The sequence below is a fragment of the Curtobacterium sp. 179-B 9B NHS genome (genome assembly GCF_045370965.1).
GTDB lineage: Bacteria > Actinomycetota > Actinomycetes > Actinomycetales > Microbacteriaceae > Curtobacterium.
In genome coordinates this window covers 1-19,557 of record NZ_JBIQDQ010000027.1, presented here as the reverse complement: position 1 = coordinate 19,557, position 19,557 = coordinate 1, and the positions used below count along the sequence as shown (strand labels likewise).

Below are 19,557 nucleotides of genomic sequence, written 5' to 3'. Positions count from 1 at the left end.
GTCACCCGGTGACGGCGACCGACTCCGCATCCCGCACGACGAAGAAGTCCGAGTACAGCGCGCACCCGTCCGGCTCGACCAGGAGACCCCTGATCCAGATCTCGTGTCGACACTCCACCTCGACGACCGTCCCGGCGCGGTCGTCGACCGTGTCCTCCGTCGCGGACATGCGGTTCCCTCCGTCCGCGGTCGCAGCCGGCCGGCTCCCTGACGCCGGCCGTGGGGACTGTGCGTCCCGCGGCACCCGTACCCTACGGAGGCGCCTGCGACGGCCGGAACCCGTTGACCCGGCTCCGCCGCTGTGCTACTCCGTGTCGCCGGCGGACGCGGACTCCGCCGCCCCCGGGACGACCGCCCGGGACCACGCGGAGTCCGCCGCGGTGCTCGTGTCCGGTGGCTCGGGCACGAGCACGAGCCCGGCACCGGAGGTCGCCGCCGCGTAGAGCTCCTCGAGCCAGCTGCGGTTGATCGCGGGCACCCGGCTGCCCGCGAAGGTGAACCGCAGGCTGACGTTCGGGTGCAGCCAGACGGAGCTGCGCCCGTCGCCGTGGAGCACGTCGTCCTTCCACGAGAACACGAAGCGGTGGTCGCGCCGCAGCATGTTCACGATGACGATCTGCAGGTGCGTGAGCGCGCGGTCGTCGACCCGCAGGTCGAGCACCTCACCGTCGTAGACGATCTGACCCATGAGGATCCTTCTACACCGTGCCGGCGAGCGAGGGACGGGTGCGGGACGGACGGGAGGCGCGGTGCCGGCCGGCACCGCGCCTCCCGTCCGTCGTGGGGTCGCGTCAGTCCTGCGCGGTCGCCTCGTAGTGCCGCGCACCGCCGCGCACACCCGCGAAGCGGTACGGCGCAGCCGTGACGCGGGGCCGCTCGACGTCCTCGCTCGTGGCGGCACCGGCAGCGTGCAGCTCCCGGTACGCGTCGACCGTCAGCGGGGTGCGCGCCGCGAGCAGTGCGCGGACCCGGCCCTCGCGGCGGTGGGAGCGGTAGTCGGGCCGGACGATCCCGGTGATGAGCTCCCCGACGCTGCCCGAGCCGTAGCTGAACAGGGCGATCCGCTCGCCGCCCAGGTCGTCGTCGAGGTCGAGCAGCGCCGCGAGCCCGATCCAGAGCGACGCTGTGTAGGTGTTGCCGGTCTGCTTGTTGTAGGTGAAGCCGATCGCGAGCTCGGACTCGTCGAAGGGCACCCCGACGTGCTGCGTGAGCTTCCGGTGCGCCTTGAGCGCCATCTTCGTGAACGGCTGGTGGTGGACGAAGCGCACGATGTCCTCGTACGCCGGGCCGCCCTGCGACGCCAGGTCGTCCCACGCCCCGACGAACGCGTCGACGTACGCGCTGACCGACAGCCGGCCGTCGACGAGCGCCGTCGAGCGGTCGTTCGGTCGCCAGAAGTCGTCGACGTCGGCGGTGAAGACGCCCGCGGCGGGCTCGATCTCGATGAGGTCGGGGTCCGCGGACACCAGGATCGCGGCGGCCCCGGCGCCCTGGGTGGGCTCGGCGGCGGTGTCGACGTCGTACCGGGCGACGTCGGCGGCGATGACGAGGACCCGCTCGTGGGGTGCGCGCGCGATGATGCCCAGGGCGAGCTGCACGGCCGCGGTCCCGCCGTAGCAGGCCTGCTTCAGCTCGACCACGCGGACGTTCTGCGGGAGGCCGAGGAGCCCGTGCACGTAGACACCGGCGGCCTTGGACTGGTCGACGCCCGACTCGGTCGCGAACAGCACCGTGCGGATGCCCTCGACGCCGTGGCGGTCGATGACCTCCTTCGCGGCGGCGGCACCCATGGTGACGATGTCCTCGTCGGGCGCGGGGACGCTGAACGCGTCCTGCCCGATGCCGACGTGGTACTTCGCCGGGTCGACACCGAGCCGTTCGGCCAGGTCGTCGAGCTCGAGCACGTGGTGGCCGGTCGCGATCGCGATGTCGTGGATGCCGACGGACAGCGGCTGCCGTGCGTCGCGCTGCTGGGCGCTCATGCTGCACCTCCTGCGGGCTTCGACCCGCGACGTTCCATGGCGACGTGTGCCGCCATCAGCTCGCCCGGGTTGGTCTGGGCGGCGAGCAGGGACAGCTCACCGCAGAGCACCGTCGCCGCGCACAGGGCGGCCAGGCGGCGGGCGTTGGCACCGGGCTCCCGGTCCTCACGGCAGCCGAGGCGCACCAGGGCGTCCTCGACGACGGGCAGGTCCCCGCCCTTGCCGTTGCCGACCGTGCCGACGATGAGGTGCGGCAGCGCCGTGGAGAAGTAGAGGTCGTCACCGCGGGCCTCGGCGTAGGTGATGCCCTGCGAGCCCTCGACGATGTTGGCGGCGTCCTGCCCGGTGGCCAGGTAGAAGCCGAGGAGCATGTTCGCGTAGTGCGCGTTCGCGGAGCGCAGGGCCCCGGCGATGGTCGAGCCGACCAGGTTCTTCGCCACGTTGAGCTCCGCGATCCGCGCAGCGCTCGACCGCAGCCGCTTCTCGACGATCTCCCCCGGGATCACGATCTCGGCGATCGTGTTCCGGCCGCGACCGCGGATGCCGTTCACCGCGGTGGCCTTCTTGTCCGTGCAGAAGTTGCCCGAGACGCTGACGTAGCGCAGGCCCGGCTCCCACGCGAGGATCGCGGGCAGCAGCTTGTCCGCCGCCTGCGTCACCATGTTGTGGCCGGAGGCGTCACCCGTGGTGAACGCGAAGCGCAGGAACAGCAGGTCGCCGACGATCTCGGGGTGCACCTCGATGAGCTTCGCGAAGCGGCTCTGCCCGGCGACGATCTGCTCGAGTTCGTCCTGGCGCGCGAGGATGCGGCCCGCCGCGATGTGCGCAGCGGCGGCGCTGTCCGCCTTCACGACGACCGAGCGGGTCATGCGCTCGTCGACGACGGTCGCGACGATGCCGCCCTCGACCATGCGCGAGATGCGGGCACCGCGACCGACGGACGGCCACAGCGGCGACTCGTACGTGGCGAGGGGCACCTCGTGCTCGCCCTCGACGGCGTTGCCGCTCACGCGGATCGGCCCCACCCACTTCGTGGGGATCGGGGTCAGCAGGTCGGTCATTCGACGCTCCCTTCGGGCGCTTGCACCGCGACGCTGAGGTGTCTGATGTCGTGCGCCTCCCAGGCGCGGTGGATGCCGGCGAGGTCGGTGTCCGCCGGGACGAGCGCGATGCCGCAGTCGCCGCCGCCGGCACCGGACGGCTTCGCCGCCCCGCCGGCCGACTCGACGACGTCGCACAGGGTCGCGAGTCGCTCGGTCTCGATCTGCGAGCCGACGGACGCGCCGAGTCGCTGCATGAGCACGCGGGCGCGCCGCAGGGCGTCGAGCGTCACCGCGGCGTCGCCGGTCCGGAGGCCCGTGGTCAGGTCGTCGACGCAGGCGCGGCTGTCGTCGAGGAACGCCTGGTACCCGCCGTTGCGGTGCTTCCGGACCACGCTGACGAGCTTCGTCGTCGACGCCGGCGAGCCCGTCCAGCCGACCAGGAGTTCGAGGTCCGCCGGCGCGGGCAGGCGCTGCACGTCGAAGCCGGTCCAGGCGTCGGTGTCGTCGAGGATCGCGGTCACGGAGCGGCGGTCGAGCATGGCCACCAGGCGCTCGCGGTCCGGTGCGCTGTAGCGGAGCCAGCCGCCGAAGGTGCTCGCGGCGAGGTCGCCGCCGGACGCGCGCGGGTTGACCCGGACGGTCGCGAGCAGCGCGACCCGGAAGCGGTCCCGCTGCGAGAGCCCGATGCCGTAGAACCGGTCGAGTGCGCCGACCGTGGCCACGGTGACCGCGGCCGAGGATCCGAGTCCGAACTTCCGACCGCTGGCGTCGTCGAGCTGGCTCTCGATGCGGAGGTCGTGGAACCGCGGTGCGATCCCACGCTCGGCCCGGAGCTTCTCGACCAGGTCGATCGTCGCCATGACGTAGTCGTAGGGGTGGTGCTCGCGGTCCAGCGCCAGGCCGTCCTCGTCGCGGGTCCACGTCAGCGGGAGGTGCCCGTACTCCTCGGAGTGCACGCTCCCGGAGCCGTGCCCCTCGCGCACCCGGGCGGTGATGGCCCGGTCGAGGGCGATGAGCACGGACGGCTGCCCGGGCTCGACGACGGCGTACTCGCCCGCGACGAACAGCTTGCCGTGGGCGCGGAACTCGATCACTCGGCGGTCTCCTCAGGTCGGACGGCACCCACTCCGGGTGCCTCCGTCCCTTCGGAGCGGACGACCCGTGCGCCTGGTCCGGTGCCCGACTCGATGACGTCTCCCAGACCGGCGAGCGCCGTGGCGACGGCACCGCGGTCCTCGGGCTTCGTGAGCACCACGACGTTCGGGCCGGCGTCGGCGGTCGCGTACGCCTCGGTCCCGGCGGCACGGAGCTCGGCGACGGCGTCGAACACGGCGACGCTGCGGGCGTTCAGGTACCGGATGGGCGGGAAGGCGCCCTCGATCGTCGCGTGCATGCGGAGCGCGTTGCTCTCGGTGAGCTCCCCGATCCGGGTGAAGTCACCGGCGGCGCAGGCGTCGAGCATCTCCCCCACGGTCTCGGTCGTCGACGTCACCCACGCCGGGTAGAACGGCGAGGTCGCGATCGTCCGGCGCATCGCCTCGCGCGAGCCGATCGCCTTCTCGCCGGCGGAGATCGTCACCACGACCATGGCCATCGGCGGGGCGGGGACGCGCTCGGCGTAGGAGCCCTGGTCGTCGCCGGCGTGCCAGACCGCGACGCCGCCGGGGATCGAGCGCGTGGCGGACCCCGAACCGCGTCGGGCGAGCCGGGAGAGGTCGCGCTCGGACAGGTCGAGCCCGTAGGCCGCTGACGCGGCGGTCGCGAGGGCCGCGAAGCCGGACGCGCTGGAGGCCAGCCCGGCGCCGGTCGGCACGGTGTTCTCGGAGACGACGGCCGCGCGGTCCGACGACCCGGCGAGCTCGCGCACGATGTCGAGGAACTGCTGCACGCGGAGCAGCGCACCCTCGGGGGCCGCGCCGCCGTTGAGCACGAGCGAGTCGGCGGCCGCCGCGGCGTCGAGCGTCACGGTCGTCGTGGTCGGGAAGACGTCGAGGCCCATCGACACGCTGCCGGTGGCGGGCAGGGCGAGCTGCGCGTCGGCCTTGCCCCAGTACTTCACGAGCGCGATGTTGGGGTGCGCGACGGCGGTGGCGGTCATCAAGCGCGGGCTCCGATCGTGGTGGTCCAGGTCTCCGTCGCGCCCGCGGCACGGAGTGCGGCGGACACGCGGTCGGCGTGCTCCCCGTCCGCGACGAGCGCGAGGACGCATCCGCCGCGCCCACCGCCGGTGAGCTTCGCGCCGAGGGCGTCCGCACGGCGTGCGGCGTCGACGAGCCGGTCGAGGTCCGCGCTCGACACGTCGAGTTCGGTGAGCAGTTCGTGCGCGGCGTCCATCGTGGCACCGAGGGCCTGGGCATCGCCATCCTCGAGTGTCCCCCGTGCGCGTCGCGCGAGGGCGCCGATGGCATCGACGACGCCGTCGACCGTGGCGGGGTCGGCGTCGTGCCGTTCCCGGACGGCCGCGACTGCCTCGCGCGTGTGCCCCGGGACACCGGTGTCCGCGACGACGAAGGTGAACACCGCGCCGAGCGGGACGGGCTCGACCACGCCGCCCTCGAACCACACGGGCACCTCGGCGACGACCCCTCGGGCGTCGAGTCCGGAGGGGCGGCCGTGGGCGACGCGCTCGCACTCCTGCACGAGTTCGTGGTGCTCCTCGGGGTCGAGGGTCCGACCGAAGACGTCGGCCACGGCGGCGGTCACGGCGGCGGCGACGGCGGCGCTCGAACCCATGCCCCGGGCGGTCGGCACGGCACTGTCGACCCGGACGTGCACGTGCTGCTCCTCGGCACCGAGGTGCCGGAGCGTCGCGGTCACGGCGGTCACCGTCGGCAGCACGGCCGCCGGTGCGGTGCCGAGGGGTCCGGTGTGCACGGTCGACTCGAGCCGGCTGCCGTCGCCGGGTGCCACCGGGGTCACCGTCGCGGTCACCCGCACGTCGAGCACGGGGAGCACGAGCGCGGGTACGCCGTACACCACGGCGTGCTCGCCGATCAGGATCGTCTTGCCGTGGGACGACGCTGACCCGGTGCGGAGGCTGGGTCCTGCTCCCGGGGTCGCGGTGCTGTCGGTGTCGTTGCTGGTCATCGTGGCTCAGGTCAGCCTAACCGGCCGTGCGCGCGACCGCCCGGTGCCCGGCTGTGAACAACTCGGTTGTGCACAACCGAGTTGCGTGCCACACTGGTGGGCATGCCGGTGACCGACGAGATGGTGTGCTTCTCGCTCTACGCGGCGTCCCGGGCGACCACCCAGGCGTACCGCGCACTGCTGGAGCCCTGGGGACTGACGTACCCCCAGTACCTCGTCCTCGTGACCCTGTGGATCGAGGGCGACCAGACCGTCTCCACGCTCGGCGAGCACCTGCAGCTCGACTCGGGCACCCTGTCGCCGCTGCTCCGGCGCATGGAGCAGGCCGACCTGGTCCGCCGTGAGCGCCGCAGCACCGACGAGCGCGTCGTGACCGTCACGCTCGGCGACCGCGGTCGCTCGATCCGCCCGGAGCTCGCGCACGTCCCCGCGCGCATCGCCGCCGGGATGGGCCTGTCCGACGAGCAGGCCGCCCTCGAGCTCATCGCGACGCTCCAGCGCCTGACGGCGACCATGCACGCCGCGGCCGACGACACCGGCACCACGACCCCCGACGCCCCCACAGCGTCGGACGACTGACCCCACGAAGGAAGGAAGGACCCCCATGGACGTCCTCTACACCGCCGAGGCGCTCGCCACCGGCGAGGGCCGCAACGGCCACGTCGCCACCAGCGACGGCCGCGTCGAGCACGACCTCGCCATCCCGAAGGAGATGGGTGGCTCCGGCAACGGCGCCAACCCCGAGCAGCTCTTCGCAGCCGGCTACGCCGCGTGCTTCCACTCCGCGCTGCAGGGCGTCGCCCGCGCGCAGAAGGTGAAGATCACCGACTCGACCGTCGGTGGCCGCGTCTCCATCGGCCCGAACGGCCAGGGCGGCTACCAGCTCGCCGTCATGCTCGAGGTCGTCATCCCCGGCCTGGAGCACGACCAGGCCCAGGCCCTCGCGGACGCCGCGCACCAGGTCTGCCCGTACTCGAACGCCACCCGCGGCAACATCGACGTCACCATCGTCGTCTCGGAGGACTGACCCATGACCGACACCACGCCCACCACCATGCGCGCCGTCGTCCACGAGACCTTCGGCGAGCCGGCCGACGTCCTGACCGTCGCCGAGCGCCCCGTCCCGCAGCCCGGCCCCGGCCAGGTGCTCGTCCGCACGGTGCTCTCCCCGATCCACAACCACGACCTGTGGACGATCCGCGGCACCTACGGGTTCAAGCCCGAGCTCCCCGCGGCCAGCGGCACCGAGGCGCTCGGCGTCGTCGAGGCCCTGGGCGAGGGCGTCGACCGCCTGCAGGTCGGCCAGCGCGTCGCGGGCGGCACCTTCGGCGTCTGGGCCGAGTACTACGTCGCCGACGCCGCCGGGCTCGTCCCCGTGCCGGACGCCATGCCCGACGAGTCCGCCGCGCAGCTCGTCTCGATGCCGTTCAGCGCGATCAGCCTGCTGCACTCGCTCGACCTGCACGAGGGCGACTGGATCATCCAGAACGCCGCGAACGGCGCCGTCGGCCGCATGGTCGCGCAGCTCGGCAAGGCCCGCGGCATCAACGTGATCGGTCTGGTCCGTCGCGCCGAGGGCGTCGAGGAACTGCGGGAGCAGGGCATCGACCGCATCGTCGCCACGGACTCCGAGGGCTGGCAGGACCAGGTCCGCGAGCTCACCGGCGGTGCCCCGATCATCGCGGGCGTCGAGTCCGTCGGCGGGAAGGCCGCGGGCGACATCGCCTCGGTCATGGGCGAGAACGGCACGCTCGTCGTCTTCGGCGCCATGGCGTCGCCGACGCTCGAGATCCCGTCCGGCAAGGTCATCTTCGGCCAGCTCACCGTCAAGGGGTTCTGGGGCGCCGTCGTCAGCAGGACCATGCCGGCCGAGCTCAAGGGCCAGCTCTTCGGCGAGCTCATCACCCGCGTGCTCGACGGATCGCTGACGCTCCCCGTCTCCGAGACCTTCGTGTTCGAGGACGCCCGCGACGCGGCGCGTGCCAGCGACACCGCCGGCCGTGTCGGCAAGGTGCTGCTGCGCCCGTAGCAGTGCAGCACCCCGGGACGGACGGGAGGCGCGGTGCCAGCTGGCACCGCGCCTCCCGTCCGTCGCGGCGTGCGCCGGAGGTCACATCGCCTCCTTCAGCCCCTTCCGCACCAGGAGCGCGTTCATCGGGTACGAGCAGACGAACCCGGCGACCATCGCGACCTGCATCGCGACCCAGAACTCGGGGGTCAGCACGCCGACGCGGCCACCGAGCACCGCCGGCAGCAGCGCGAACTGCAGCACCGCCATCGCGCCGTACATGCCGACCTGCCACGCGGTGATGCTGAGGGTGTCGGCCTTGAGCGCGGCGACGAGTCCGTCGCGCCACCCGAGTCCGCGCATCGGCGCGATCGCCGCGTACTGGAACGCGATGCCGACGACGAACGCGATGACGAAGTCGATGATCCACCCGGCGAACATGCGGTCCTGGTAGAGCGTGCCGAGCCCGACGAGGGTGCCGAGGGCCGGGAAGGCGACGAGCCCGAACTCGCCGACGAGGTCACCGAGCGCGCACCCGGCGCCGCAGTGGCTCGTGTCGATCGCGGTGCCCGCCCACCGGCCGTGACCGTCCACCGTCGCGCGGCCCCGGCGGAGGTAGAAGACCAGCCACACCACGCTGCCGAAGAGCATCGTCAGCGGCCAGACGAGCGCCATCACCCGCATGTGCGGCGGGTGCCGGACGACGTCGACCGCGACGACGACCGCGCAGCCGACCGCGACCACGAGGAGCACCGCGCAGACCGCGGTCAGCGTCGTCGGCAGGTCGCCCACCTGCAGTTCGGTCATGACGTGCGCCTCCCGTGATCGTTGTCGCCCGACAACGGTGCACCGTACACACCCGTGCCGGAGCCCCGGTCGAGCAGGCGTCCCCCGGCATCGGTCCGCGTGGCAGCGCGGGCTACCGCTGCGCCTGCTCCGTGGCGACGGCGGAGACGTCACGGGTGGGGAGCCCCTGCTCGACCTCCTCCAGGGTGCGGCCCCGGCTCTCGGGCACGAACCTCCGGATGAAGAGCAGGGCCAGGACGCCGACCACGGCGAACCCGAAGAAGGTGCCGGTGATGCCGGTCGCCGCGACGATCGTGGGGAAGGTCAGCCCGAGGAACGCGTTCGCGGTCCAGAGGCAGAACACGGCGATGCCCATGCCGAGCGCGCGGATCTGCGTGGGGAAGATCTCCGACAGGATCACCCACGTCGCGATGTTGAGGAACGTCTGCATCGAGCCGACGAACGCGACGACGAGGACCAGGATCACCCAGGGTCGAGCGGGGTCGCCCTCGACCAGGGTCATCGACGCGATGCCGATCAGGAAGTGGCACACCGTCGTCAGCGAGTACCCGATGACGAGCGTCGTGCGGCGGTCGATGCGCTCCATGTTGGTGACGGCGACCACCCCGCCGACCACCGCGATGACCCCGGGAGCGATGTTCGCGATGAGGGCCGCCGACTCCTGGAAGCCGGACTCGACCAGGACGGTCTGCCCGTAGTACATGATCGAGTTGATGCCGGTGAGCTGCTGCGCGACACCGATGCCGGACCCGACGAGCACGGTCCGGACCAGCCACCCGCTGCCGAGCAGCGTGCGCCACCCGCCGCCGTGCCGGGCCTCCGCCTCGCGCTCGTTCGCGCGCTCGATCTCCTCGAGTTCGGCCGTGGCGCGCTCCTCGGAGCGGACCTGCACGAGCACCGCACGGGCCTCGCCGTACCGGCCCTTCGACGCGAGCCACCGCGGCGACTCCGGCACGCGCAGCATGCCGACGAAGAGCGCCACCGCAGGCAGGGCGCAGACGGCGAGCATGACGCGCCAGACGCCGTCGCCCTCGCCCCAGAGGGTGCCGATGACGGCGTTCACCACGAAGGCGGCGAGCTGGCCGATCACGATCATGAGCTCGTTGCGGCCCGACAGCGATCCACGGATCTCGTACGGTGCGAGCTCGGCGAGGAAGACGGGCACGACGGTCGACGCCCCACCGACCGCGAGCCCGAGCAGGACCCGGCCGACGACCATGACCCCGAACGTCGGGGCGAGGACGCAGGTCAGCGTGCCGACGAAGAAGGCCACGGCGAGCAGGACGATCGTCCTCCGACGTCCCCAGCCGTCCGCGATCCGACCGCCGAGCACCGCACCGACCGCAGCGCCGAAGAGCAGCGAGCTCGTGACGACGCCCACGGTCAGGTCCGTCAGGCCGAGCTCCTGCTGCATCGGGAGCAGCGCCCCGTTGATCACACCGGTGTCGTAGCCGAAGAGCAGACCGCCGAGGGTCGCGACGAGGGCCAGGACACCGAGACGATGGCGGTGGGGGCCCTCCCCCACCGGGGGGAGAGTGACCTTCGGTGCTGTCGGCGCGGTGTCGACCATTGCGTGGCTCCTTCGTCGGGGGACCCCGCGACGGTGCGCGCGGCGATCGTGTCCCGTTCCGTGTCCCGTCGACCGGACCGCTCACCCGTGCGGCCGGCCGATCCTCCGACCGGTCGGCGGAGGCCGGTGCTGCTCAGTCGGAGTCGGCCGGACCGTCGCCGAGCACGTCGCCGAGCGAGGCCATGCCGGCCCCGTGGTCGGTGTAGCGGCGGACGGTCCGTCGGGCCGCTGCACTCGCGGCCCCGCCGAGCGCCGGGTTGCGCCGTGCCGCGTCCGCCACCCGACCCGCGTGCCCGGCGGTGGACAGCAGGACGTTCGCCAGTGCGCGTGCGGCGCCGGACTCCGGGACCCCGGTGACGGTCCAGGCGCTCCGGAGCTGCTCGTCCGGTGTGACCCCGCGACGGGTGCCCATCCGGTGCCAGTCGGAGAGGGCGCCCTCGGTGCGCTCAGCGGCCCGCTCGACCTCTCCTGCACGCCGGCGCTGGACCGCGCGGACGGCGTCGGCCGAGGCGTCGTCCGTCCCGTGCTCGCGTCCCTCGACGGCGGCGGCGCGCTGCCGGGCGGCCGTGTCGTCGCCGCCCGCCTCGGCGATGCGAGCGGCATGGGCGGCGGCTGCGGCGGCGAGGATGTCGTGGCGGTCCATGCCTCGACGGTAGCCGCTCGCACCGACAGCTACGTCCCTCGACACATCCGCCCGCCGCCGCTCCCTCCCGCGCCGGATCCGCCGGTAGCATCTCGAACCGAGGGGGAATCATGAACCGAACCGTTGCGACCGGTGCCACCGCTCTGGTCGTCGCCGTCGCGCTGTCCGGTTGCTCGCTGCTCGGCGGGTCCGACGGAGCGCTCCCGGCGCCCTCGGTCCCGCCGACGGCGAGCCGGACGTCCACCCCGTCGCCGACGGCGACCGAGGACCCGGACGCCGCCCGGCTCGAGGCCTCGGCGACCCCGCGCGCGCCCAGCCCGGTCGCGTCCGAGGCCGCCGTCCCCGACCCCGTGCTCACCCCGATCCCGGCCGGGACGGTGCTGGCCGAGGGCGACGTCGCCTCACCGAAGGGCAGCATCCACTTCCACTACCGCGTCGTGGCGGACGGCGACGACACATTCACCGCGCAGTTCAGCGGCGTGACCTCGTCGCTGCCCGTCCCGATCGGGGCCGGGTTCTTCGAACGCGAGCGGACGGTGGGCGACGGCCTGACCTACCCCGGCGTGGGCGACACCGTGCTCGGCGGTCCGACCCCCGCGCCGGTCGCGAAGGACGTGCCGCTCGACGGCTCGGGTGTCGACCCGTCGGGGCTCGTGACGCTCGTGGTGTCCTCGGCGGCCGACCCCGGCCAGGCCGACCTGCCGATCGAGATCGCGGCCGGCAAGGTGCTCGCGGTCGCGCCGGTGCGTTGGTCGGTGCCCGAGCGGCAGACGAACGTGCACCCGGTCGACGGCGGAGCACGGTCGAACGCCTCCGGTCCGGTCACGGCGACGACGGCGTCCGGTGCGCCGCGCTCCTACACGGTCGCGCCGGACGACCTGATCGGCGACGTCGCGGCACGCTTCGGCATCAGCGTGAAGGCGCTCGTCTGGTTGAACGCCGACGTGCAGGTGTTCGGCGACGACCAGTACCTGTACGAGGGGACGACCCTCAACCTCGACCCGCTCGCGCGCTGACGCCGGCTGGTCGCACGCCCGCCGAGTCTCGCGCAGGCGGACGTGTTCGCGGCCCGCGAGCCGCGAAGGTGTCCGCGGGGCCGAGTCTCGGGGCCGGGCCGCCCCGCGGCAAGCGCGACCACGCACCGGACGGGAGGCGCGGTGCCAGCTGGCACCGCGCCTCCCGTCCGTCGTCAGGTGCGTGGGCTACTCGCCGCGCAGCTCCAGGTACTTGGCGATGAGCGCCTTCGTCGAGGAGTCCTGCGACGCGAGCGCGTCCTGGTCGCCGTCGACCGCCGGGGCGATCTGCAGCGCGAGCTGCTTGCCGAGCTCGACACCCCACTGGTCGAACGAGTCGATGCCCCAGATGGTGCCCTCGGTGAACACGATGTGCTCGTAGAGGGCGATGAGCTGACCGAGCACGCTCGGGGTGAGCTCCGGCGCGAGGATCGACGTCGACGGCTTGTTGCCCGTGAAGGTGCGGGCCGCGACGATGCCCTCGTCGGTGGTGCCCTCGGCGCGGACCTCGTCGGCGGTCTTGCCGAACGCGAGCGCCTTGGTCTGCGCGAAGAAGTTCGCCAGGAACAGCGCGTGGACGTCCTGGCCCGGCTGCACGGCCTTGCCGTCGCCGGACTCGTCCTTGAGCGGACGCGCCGGCTTCGCGACGGTGATGAAGTCCGCCGGGATCAGGCGGGTGCCCTGGTGGATGAGCTGGTAGAACGCGTGCTGGCCGTTGGTGCCCGGCTCGCCCCAGAAGACCTCGCCGGTGTCCGTCGTGACGGGCGAGCCGTCCCAGCGGACGCGCTTGCCGTTCGACTCCATCGTGAGCTGCTGCAGGTACGCGGCGAAGCGGTGCAGGTACTGCGTGTACGGCAGGACCGCGTGGCTCTGCGCACCGAGGAAGTTCGTGTACCAGACGTTGAGCAGGCCCATGAGGACGGGGACGTTCTGCTCGAGCGGCGTGGTGCGGACGTGCTCGTCGACGGCGTGGAACCCGGCGAGGAACTGCTCCCAGTTCTCCTTGCCGATCGCGATGACCACCGAGGTGCCGATGGCCGAGTCGACCGAGTAGCGGCCGCCCACCCAGTCCCAGAAGCCGAAGGCGTTCTCGGGGTCGATGCCGAACGCGGCGACCTTGTCGAGCGCGGTCGAGACGGCGACGAAGTGCTTGGCAACGGCGTTCGACTTCTCGTCGTCCGACGCGTCGGTCAGGCCGAGGCGCTCCCACAGCCACTGGCGGGCGAGACGGGCGTTGGTCAGGGTCTCGAGCGTGCCGAAGGTCTTCGACGCGACGATGAAGAGCGTGGTCTCCGGGTCGAGGTCGACGGTCTTCTCGTAGATGTCGGCGGGGTCGATGTTCGAGACGAAGCGCGCCTCGAGGCCCTCCTGCACGTACGGCTTGAGCGCCTCGTAGACCATGACCGGGCCGAGGTCGGAGCCGCCGATGCCGATGTTGACGACGGTCTCGATGCGCTTGCCGGTGACACCGGTCCACGAGCCGTCGCGCACCTGCTCGGCGAAGGCGTAGACCTTGTCGAGCGTGGCGTGCACGTCGGCGTCGACGTCCTGGCCGTCGACCACGAGCGCCGGCTCGGTGCCCCGCGGACGGCGGAGCGCCGTGTGCAGGACGGCGCGGTCCTCGGTCACGTTGATGTGCTCGCCGGCGAGCATCGCCTCGAAGCGCTCGGCGACGCCGGTGTCCTTCGCGACCTGGAGCAGGGCGGAGAGGATCTCGTCGTCGACGAGACCCTTCGACAGGTCGACGGTCAGGTCGGCAGCCTGGAACGTGTAGCGCTCGGCGCGACCGGGGTCGCTGTCGAACCAACCGCGCAGGTCGGGGGTGAATCCGTCGGCGATGCCGGCGAGCTTCTTCCAGCCGTCGGTCGATGTGGGGTCGACGGGAGCGGATTCGGTCACTTCGGTCCTCCTGGGTACCTTCTGGACGTACTGGACCGCGGGTCACCGCAGCGCTGCGTCGCGGACCACGTCCGAGCGTAGTGCCGCAGCAGTGCGGTTGCGCACAGCTCGGTGGGGCGAAGCGGCGTAACAACTCGTCGTACTGAGATTTCACACTTCAGAATCGACGTTCCGACCCCTACGGTCAGGAGTCCGGGGAGCACTCAGCTCTCGGACCCCAGAGGAAGGAATCGCATGTCGAAGGTCAGGACGTCGCTCGCCATCAGCGCGACCAGCGTCGCACTCGTCGCCGCAGGGCTGATCGCTGCCCCTGCAGCCAACGCCGCAGACACCACCGCGGGCGCGCAGGGCGCTGCTGCCAGCGCCGACGCGTTGCAGCACTTCACACCCGCTCAGATCGACGATGCGATCGAAGAAGCCCGAGCTGGCGGCTACGTCGAGCGGCAGACGGTCGACGACGACGGGAGCATCCGCACGACCCTGGACCTCGGGCAGGGAATGACCTTCGATCTCGTCCAGAAGGGTCCGACATCGCGTCTGAGCGCCGGTCGGGACAGCAGGGGCACGTACGTGGCGTTCAACAGCACCGACCAGAACCTGATCATCAGCGGAGCAGCATTCGGGCTCGGTGCCGGACTCTGCGCCATCAGTGCGGGAACGTTCTGCGTCGTCGCCGGCGCGATCCTGACCGCCGCGGCCGTTGCGATCACCTCGAACGGAGGAGTGCGGTGCAGCGGCGGCAAGGCTCTCCGGGTCTACCCGTTCGCTGGCGGCAAGGTCAAGCCGCGCTGCGCCTGATGAGCAAGCGCGCAGTCTGCGGGGTTGCCTCGAGCGTCCCGTTCGCCGTCGCCGTCAGTCTCGTCCTCGTGGGCGTCGGGTCCGTACTCGCCAGCTCCGACTCCTGGCTCGGGAAGCTCGCCCTGGGGGCCGCTCTCTTCGTCGGGATCGTCCTCACCGGGTTCGCGGTGCGGAGGCACCAGCGACGCAGATGACCGACGGACCACCGTGATCGGCTGTCCCCGCGCCCCCGGAAGGGCGCGGGGACACTCGTCGGGCGTCAGCCGAGGGCCCGGAAGCGACGCAGGCGCAGGCTGTTCGTCACCACGAAGACGGACGAGAACGCCATCGCCGCACCCGCGAGCACCGGGTTCAGCAGGCCCGCCATCGCGAGCGGGATCGCCGCGACGTTGTAGGCGAAGGCCCAGAACAGGTTGCCGCGGATCGTGCGGAGCGTCGCCCGGGACAGCCGGACCGCGTCCGCCACGACGGTGAGCCGACCGCTCACGACGGTGATGTCGCTCGCGGCGATCGCCGCGTCGGTGCCGGCCCCCATCGCGATGCCGAGGTCCGCCGCCGCGAGCGCCGCCGCGTCGTTGACCCCGTCGCCGACCATCGCGACCGTCCGCCCCTCGGCCTGCAGTCGCCGGACGGTCTCGAGCTTCGAGGCCGGGGTCGCCCGGGCGTGCACCTCGTCGATGCCGACGCGGGCCGCGACGGCGCGCGCGGCGCCCTCGTTGTCCCCGGTGAGCAGCACCGGGCGCAGGCCGAGCGCGACGAACCGCCGGACGGCCTCCGGCGCCTCCGGCTTCACCGTGTCGCCGACGACGACGGCGCCGAGCACCGAGCCGCCCCGGCCGACGAGGACCGCGGTCCCGCCGTCCGACTCGGCAGCGGCGACCCGCGCGGCCAGCGCCTCGTCCACCGGCAGTGCCAAGGCCTCCGCCAGCCACCGGGCGGTGCCGACGACGACCGCCTCGCCGTCGACCACGGCCTGCACGCCCGCGCCCGGCGTCGCGGCGAACTGCTCCGCGACCGGGACGTCGAGTGCGCGGTCCCGCGCGGCCCGGACGACCGCACGCGCCACCGGGTGCTCGGAACCGTCCTCGACCGCCGCCGCCACCGCGAGCAGCGGTCCGTCGGCGTCCGGTGCGCCGTCGACCGGCAGGATCGCCGTCAGGCGCATCTCCCCGGTCGTCACGGTGCCGGTCTTGTCGAGCACGATCGTGTCCACGGCGCGGGTGCGTTCGAGCGCCTGGGGGCCGCCGATCAGGATGCCGAGCTGCGAGCCACGACCCGTGCCGACGAGCAGCGCGGTGGGCGTCGCGAGCCCGAGGGCGCACGGGCAGGCGATGACGAGCGTCGCGACCGCGGCGGTGACGGCAGCGGTCAGGGACCCGCCGGCGACGAGCCACCCGACGAACGCGACCACGGCGAGGCCGATCACGACGGGTACGAACACGGCGGAGACCCGGTCGGCGAGTCGCTGCACCGCGGCCTTGCCGGTCTGGGCGTCCTCGACGAGGCGTCCCATCCGGGCGAGCTCGGTGTCGGCACCGACGGCGGTGACCTCGACCACGAGCCGACCACCGACGTCGATGGTCGCGCCGGTCACGCGGTCGCCGGGTCGCACCTCGACCGGGACCGACTCGCCGGTGAGCATGCTGAGGTCGACGGCCGACGAGCCCTCGCGCACGATGCCGTCGCTCGGGATTCGCTCCCCCGGTCGGACGACGACGACGTCACCGACGACGAGCGACGCGGCGGGCACACGGGTCTCGACGGGACCGGACGGCTCGTCGCGGAGCACCGACGCGTCCTTCGCGCCGAGCTCGAGCAGCGCGCGCAGCGCCGCCCCGGACCGCTGCTTCGCCCGGGCCTCCATGTACCGGCCGGCCAGGATGAAGACCGTCACGGCCGCGGCCACCTCGAGGTAGAGGTCGCTCGCCTCAGGGTCCGTGGCGAACCACGAGAAGGTCATGTGCATGCCGGGGGCACCGGCGTCGCCGAGGAACAGTGCGTACAGCGACCAGCCGAACGCGGCGACGACGCCGAGGCTGACCAGGGTGTCCATGGTCGCGGCGCCGTGTCGGGCGTTGACCCACGCGGCACGGTGGAACGGCAGCGCTCCCCAGACGGCGACCGGTGCCGCCAGTGCCAGGGCAGCCCACTGCCAGTTCGGGAACTGCAGGACCGGCACCATCGAGAGCAGGACCACGGGCAGCGCCAGGACGGCGGAGACGACGAGCCGCTGCCGCAGGGGCGCGGTCGCGGCGTCGGGACCGGTGGCGTCGTCGACGTCGTCGGCAGAGCCCGGAGTCGGCTGCCGCACGTGGACGGTCGCCCCGTACCCGGCGGCCTCGACCGCCGCGACGAGCGCCGCGGTGTCGACCGTGTCCGGGTCGGTCACCGACACCTGCGCCTGCTCGGTCGCGTAGTTCACGGTCGCGGAGACGCCCGGCAGCTTGCCGAGCTTCCGCTCGACGCGGTTCGCGCACGAGGCGCAGGTCATCCCCGTGATGTCGAGCTCGACGACGCCCTGGCTCACCGGGACACGACCTCGTACCCCGCCTCCGCGATCGCGCCGCGGAGGGCCTGGTCGTCGATCCGGTGGTCGGACGTGACGGTGACGGACGACGACCCGCCGGGCACGAGGTCCACGGTGACGTCGGTCACGCCGGCGAGCTCGGAGACCTCCTCGGTCACGCTCGCCACGCAGTGCTCGCAGGTCATCCCGGTCACGGCGACGGTCTCGGTGGTCATGGGTCCTCCTCGGTGTGTGGTGCGGTGGGGTCAGGAACGGACGAGTCGGGCGATGGCGTCGCTCGCCTCGCGGACCTTCGCGTCGGCGGCGTCGCCGCCCTCGGCCACGGCCTCGGCGACGCAGTGGCGCAGGTGGTCCTCCAGCAACGACAGGGCGACCCGTTCGAGCGCCCGGTTCGCCGCGGAGATCTGGGTCAGCACGTCGATGCAGTACGTCTCGTCCTCGACCATGCGCGCGATCCCGCGGACCTGCCCCTCCGCGCGACGCAGCCGCTTGAGCAGGTCGTCCTTGTCCTCGATGTACCCGACGTGTGCGTGCGGTGCTGCTGGCATCCTGACCTCCGTCCTCCCCGACAGGGTACCCCCCTGGGGTATTTCGTGCTCGTCGATCCCTCGGGAGGCACAGAGTTGTCTGAGAATTCGTCATTGAGGGACGGGATCGCTCGTCGCTGCGGGCGAGGGTCGGCGTGCGCCGACGGATCCCCGCCGTGGCGCGGATCGAACCGGTCCCCACCGGACGGGAGGCGCGTGTCGCGGCCGCCACGGGCCTCCCGTCCGGCAGCGCCCACCGGGACGCGGAAGCGCGCATCCCGGACAGTGCTGGCATGATGCGCGGGTGAGCACCTCGTCGACGAACGGTTACCGCCGCCTGCGGTTCACCGAGAGCGACGGCACCGACTACGGCCGGATCTTCTCGGCCGAGTACAACGGCCGCGACCTCGGTACCGAGACCTACGTCGCCGAGGGCACCCGGTACGAGTACACGATCGTCGGCGACGACGACGTCACGCTCCGCACCATGCGCGCCGAGGGTGGACGGCGCGGTGGCGTGATCGGCCCGCGCAACGACCACGTCGTGTTCTGGCTCACCCGCGGACGCCTCGAGATGCACTTCGCGGACCGGACGCGGGTGATCGAACCGGGGAGCCCCTACATCGCCTCGGCGTCCGAGGCGTACCGGTTCGAGTCCGCCGACACCGTCTACAACGGCCTGCACGTGTCGGACCCGTTCCTCCGGTCGGTCGGCGCGGAGCTCGGCTACCGCCTGCCGGACGGCCCCCTGCTGTTCGACCAGCAGGACGAGGCGATCGCCCGGCGCGAGCCGCTCCGCCGCCTGGTGCAGGACCTCGCGCCGGCGCTGCTCGACGACCGCGTGGTCGGTCCGATGCGCACGGCCCTGAACCGGCGGCTCGCGGTGGTCGTCCTCGACACCTTCCCGATCCGCAACCGGGGCCAGGACGTCCCGGTCGCGAACCGGCTGCGCGACGCGGTCCGCCACATCGAGGCACACGCACAGGACCGACCGTCCGTCCCCGAGATCGCGGCCGCGTGCGGACTGAGCCAGCGCGGCCTGCAGGACGTCTTCGCGCGGACGCTCGGCACCACACCGAACCGGTTCATGCGCGACCACCGGCTCGACTGCGTCCGTCGTGAACTGCTGCGCGCCGCCGGCGACGAGGGCGTGACACCGGTCGCCCGACGGTGGGGCTTCACCAACCCCGGCCGTTTCGCCGCGGCCTACCGGGAGCGCTTCGGCGAGGACCCCGCGGCGACCCTGCGTGGCTCACGGGCCGCGCGACCCGACTCCGGCCGGACGTCCTGGCGGGTCCGACGTGCCGTCGCGCACATCGTCGAGCACGCCGACGGCGACCTGACCGTCGACGAGATCGCGGACGCTGCGGGGGTGCGTCCCCGCCGGTTGCAGCAGCTCTTCCGACAGGAGTGCGGACTGTCGCCCATGGCGTACGTGCGCTCCGTGCGGGACGCTGCGTCGCGCAACACCGGGGCCGGTATCGGCGGCACCGGCTGACCCTCCGCCGTCGGGGTACACGGAGAACCGGCGTTCTGGCGCTTCCCCTGGAAGAGCGCTGAATCACACCGGACCCGTGTGACGAATCTCGGTGTCAGCCCGTCTCATCCGTGAACAGCAACCGCTGGGAACGAGTCCCGGCGGGTCCTCGAAGG

Annotated in this window: 21 protein-coding genes; 7 read left to right on the top strand and 14 right to left on the bottom strand. The window is 72.7% G+C overall.

Features of this window, described 5'->3' with window-relative positions; genetic code table 11:
* Position 1: 1 nt before the first annotated feature.
* From ACH0A8_RS15470 to mvk, 7 genes are all read right to left on the bottom strand, one after another.
* The gene (locus ACH0A8_RS15470) at positions 2–169 is read right to left on the bottom strand and encodes a hypothetical protein (protein WP_209685778.1); all 168 of its coding nucleotides are present in this window, start codon (positions 167–169) and stop codon (positions 2–4) included.
* A gap of 135 nt (positions 170–304) precedes the next feature.
* Positions 305–688: an ATP-dependent DNA ligase gene (locus tag ACH0A8_RS15465; protein ID WP_066656011.1), complete on the bottom strand. Its 384-nt coding sequence runs from the start codon at positions 686–688 to the stop codon at positions 305–307.
* 103 nt (positions 689–791) lie between these two features.
* A complete protein-coding gene (locus tag ACH0A8_RS15460; RefSeq protein WP_209685780.1) occupies positions 792–1,982 on the bottom strand; it encodes a hydroxymethylglutaryl-CoA synthase in 1,191 nt (396 codons plus the stop codon).
* Positions 1,979–3,043: a hydroxymethylglutaryl-CoA reductase gene (locus ACH0A8_RS15455; protein ID WP_066656017.1), complete on the bottom strand. Its 1,065-nt coding sequence runs from the start codon at positions 3,041–3,043 to the stop codon at positions 1,979–1,981. The genes ACH0A8_RS15460 and ACH0A8_RS15455 overlap by 4 nt, the downstream gene beginning before the upstream one ends.
* Entirely contained in the window at positions 3,040–4,119 is a 1,080-nt protein-coding gene (locus ACH0A8_RS15450; RefSeq protein ID WP_406907499.1) for a phosphomevalonate kinase, read from the bottom strand. Before ACH0A8_RS15450 ends, ACH0A8_RS15455 begins: the two co-directional genes overlap by 4 nt.
* Positions 4,116–5,123 (bottom strand): diphosphomevalonate decarboxylase, encoded by a 1,008-nt coding sequence (gene mvaD, locus ACH0A8_RS15445; RefSeq protein WP_406907498.1) that lies wholly within the window; start codon positions 5,121–5,123, stop codon positions 4,116–4,118. Before mvaD ends, ACH0A8_RS15450 begins: the two co-directional genes overlap by 4 nt.
* Complete coding sequence (mvk, locus tag ACH0A8_RS15440; RefSeq protein WP_406907497.1) at positions 5,123–6,112, bottom strand: mevalonate kinase; 990 nt, start codon at positions 6,110–6,112, stop codon at positions 5,123–5,125. The genes mvaD and mvk overlap by 1 nt, the downstream gene beginning before the upstream one ends.
* 102 nt (positions 6,113–6,214) lie before the next feature.
* Between mvk and ACH0A8_RS15435 the strand changes: the two genes are divergently transcribed.
* The 3 genes from ACH0A8_RS15435 to ACH0A8_RS15425 are packed head-to-tail and all read left to right on the top strand — an operon-like array spanning position 6,215 to position 8,141.
* The gene (locus tag ACH0A8_RS15435; RefSeq protein WP_406907496.1) at positions 6,215–6,691 is read left to right on the top strand and encodes a MarR family winged helix-turn-helix transcriptional regulator; all 477 of its coding nucleotides are present in this window, start codon (positions 6,215–6,217) and stop codon (positions 6,689–6,691) included.
* 25 nt (positions 6,692–6,716) lie between these two features.
* Positions 6,717–7,139, top strand: coding sequence for an organic hydroperoxide resistance protein (locus ACH0A8_RS15430; RefSeq protein WP_066656027.1), 423 nt, complete (start codon positions 6,717–6,719; stop codon positions 7,137–7,139).
* Between the two features lie 27 nt (positions 7,140–7,166).
* A complete protein-coding gene (locus ACH0A8_RS15425; RefSeq protein WP_209685960.1) occupies positions 7,167–8,141 on the top strand; it encodes a zinc-binding dehydrogenase in 975 nt (324 codons plus the stop codon).
* 81 nt (positions 8,142–8,222) lie between these two features.
* Here ACH0A8_RS15425 and ACH0A8_RS15420 read toward each other — a convergent pair whose 3' ends face one another.
* The 3 genes from ACH0A8_RS15420 to ACH0A8_RS15410 form a co-directional block, all read right to left on the bottom strand.
* A complete protein-coding gene (locus ACH0A8_RS15420) occupies positions 8,223–8,927 on the bottom strand; it encodes a DUF4396 domain-containing protein (RefSeq protein WP_406907495.1) in 705 nt (234 codons plus the stop codon).
* Positions 8,928–9,039: 112 nt separating this feature from the next.
* Positions 9,040–10,497 (bottom strand): sugar porter family MFS transporter, encoded by a 1,458-nt coding sequence (locus tag ACH0A8_RS15415; protein ID WP_406907494.1) that lies wholly within the window; start codon positions 10,495–10,497, stop codon positions 9,040–9,042.
* Between the two features lie 133 nt (positions 10,498–10,630).
* Positions 10,631–11,140 carry a hypothetical protein gene (locus ACH0A8_RS15410; protein WP_066656042.1) on the bottom strand — a complete coding sequence of 170 codons (510 nt, stop codon included), beginning with the start codon at positions 11,138–11,140 and terminating at the stop codon, positions 10,631–10,633.
* Between the two features lie 110 nt (positions 11,141–11,250).
* Here ACH0A8_RS15410 and ACH0A8_RS15405 point away from each other — a divergent pair, with 110 nt between their 5' ends.
* A complete protein-coding gene (locus ACH0A8_RS15405) occupies positions 11,251–12,156 on the top strand; it encodes a LysM peptidoglycan-binding domain-containing protein (protein WP_209685792.1) in 906 nt (301 codons plus the stop codon).
* A gap of 186 nt (positions 12,157–12,342) precedes the next feature.
* On the opposite strand, the gene pgi is transcribed toward ACH0A8_RS15405, so the two are convergent.
* The gene (gene pgi, locus ACH0A8_RS15400; RefSeq protein WP_406907493.1) at positions 12,343–14,052 is read right to left on the bottom strand and encodes a glucose-6-phosphate isomerase; all 1,710 of its coding nucleotides are present in this window, start codon (positions 14,050–14,052) and stop codon (positions 12,343–12,345) included.
* A 234-nt stretch (positions 14,053–14,286) separates the two neighbouring features.
* On the opposite strand from pgi, the gene ACH0A8_RS15395 reads away from it, so the two are divergent.
* Both ACH0A8_RS15395 and ACH0A8_RS15390 read left to right on the top strand, forming a co-directional pair.
* Positions 14,287–14,850 (top strand): hypothetical protein, encoded by a 564-nt coding sequence (locus tag ACH0A8_RS15395; protein WP_311206504.1) that lies wholly within the window; start codon positions 14,287–14,289, stop codon positions 14,848–14,850.
* Positions 14,850–15,044, top strand: a complete 195-nt coding sequence (locus ACH0A8_RS15390; RefSeq protein WP_251154424.1) for a hypothetical protein — start codon at positions 14,850–14,852, stop codon at positions 15,042–15,044. Before ACH0A8_RS15395 ends, ACH0A8_RS15390 begins: the two co-directional genes overlap by 1 nt.
* A gap of 65 nt (positions 15,045–15,109) precedes the next feature.
* On the opposite strand, the gene ACH0A8_RS15385 is transcribed toward ACH0A8_RS15390, so the two are convergent.
* From ACH0A8_RS15385 to ACH0A8_RS15375, 3 genes are read right to left on the bottom strand one after another with little or no spacing between them, the layout of a single operon-like run.
* A complete protein-coding gene (locus ACH0A8_RS15385; protein ID WP_406907492.1) occupies positions 15,110–17,377 on the bottom strand; it encodes a heavy metal translocating P-type ATPase in 2,268 nt (755 codons plus the stop codon).
* Positions 17,374–17,592, bottom strand: coding sequence for a heavy-metal-associated domain-containing protein (locus ACH0A8_RS15380; RefSeq protein ID WP_066656057.1), 219 nt, complete (start codon positions 17,590–17,592; stop codon positions 17,374–17,376). Before ACH0A8_RS15380 ends, ACH0A8_RS15385 begins: the two co-directional genes overlap by 4 nt.
* Positions 17,593–17,622: 30 nt before the next feature.
* On the bottom strand, positions 17,623–17,925 hold the full coding sequence (locus ACH0A8_RS15375; RefSeq protein ID WP_066656058.1) for a metal-sensitive transcriptional regulator: 303 nt from the start codon (positions 17,923–17,925) through the stop codon (positions 17,623–17,625).
* A 283-nt stretch (positions 17,926–18,208) separates the two neighbouring features.
* Between ACH0A8_RS15375 and ACH0A8_RS15370 the strand changes: the two genes are divergently transcribed.
* Complete coding sequence (locus ACH0A8_RS15370) at positions 18,209–19,402, top strand: AraC family transcriptional regulator (RefSeq protein ID WP_066656061.1); 1,194 nt, start codon at positions 18,209–18,211, stop codon at positions 19,400–19,402.
* The last annotated feature ends 155 nt before the right edge of the window (positions 19,403–19,557 follow it).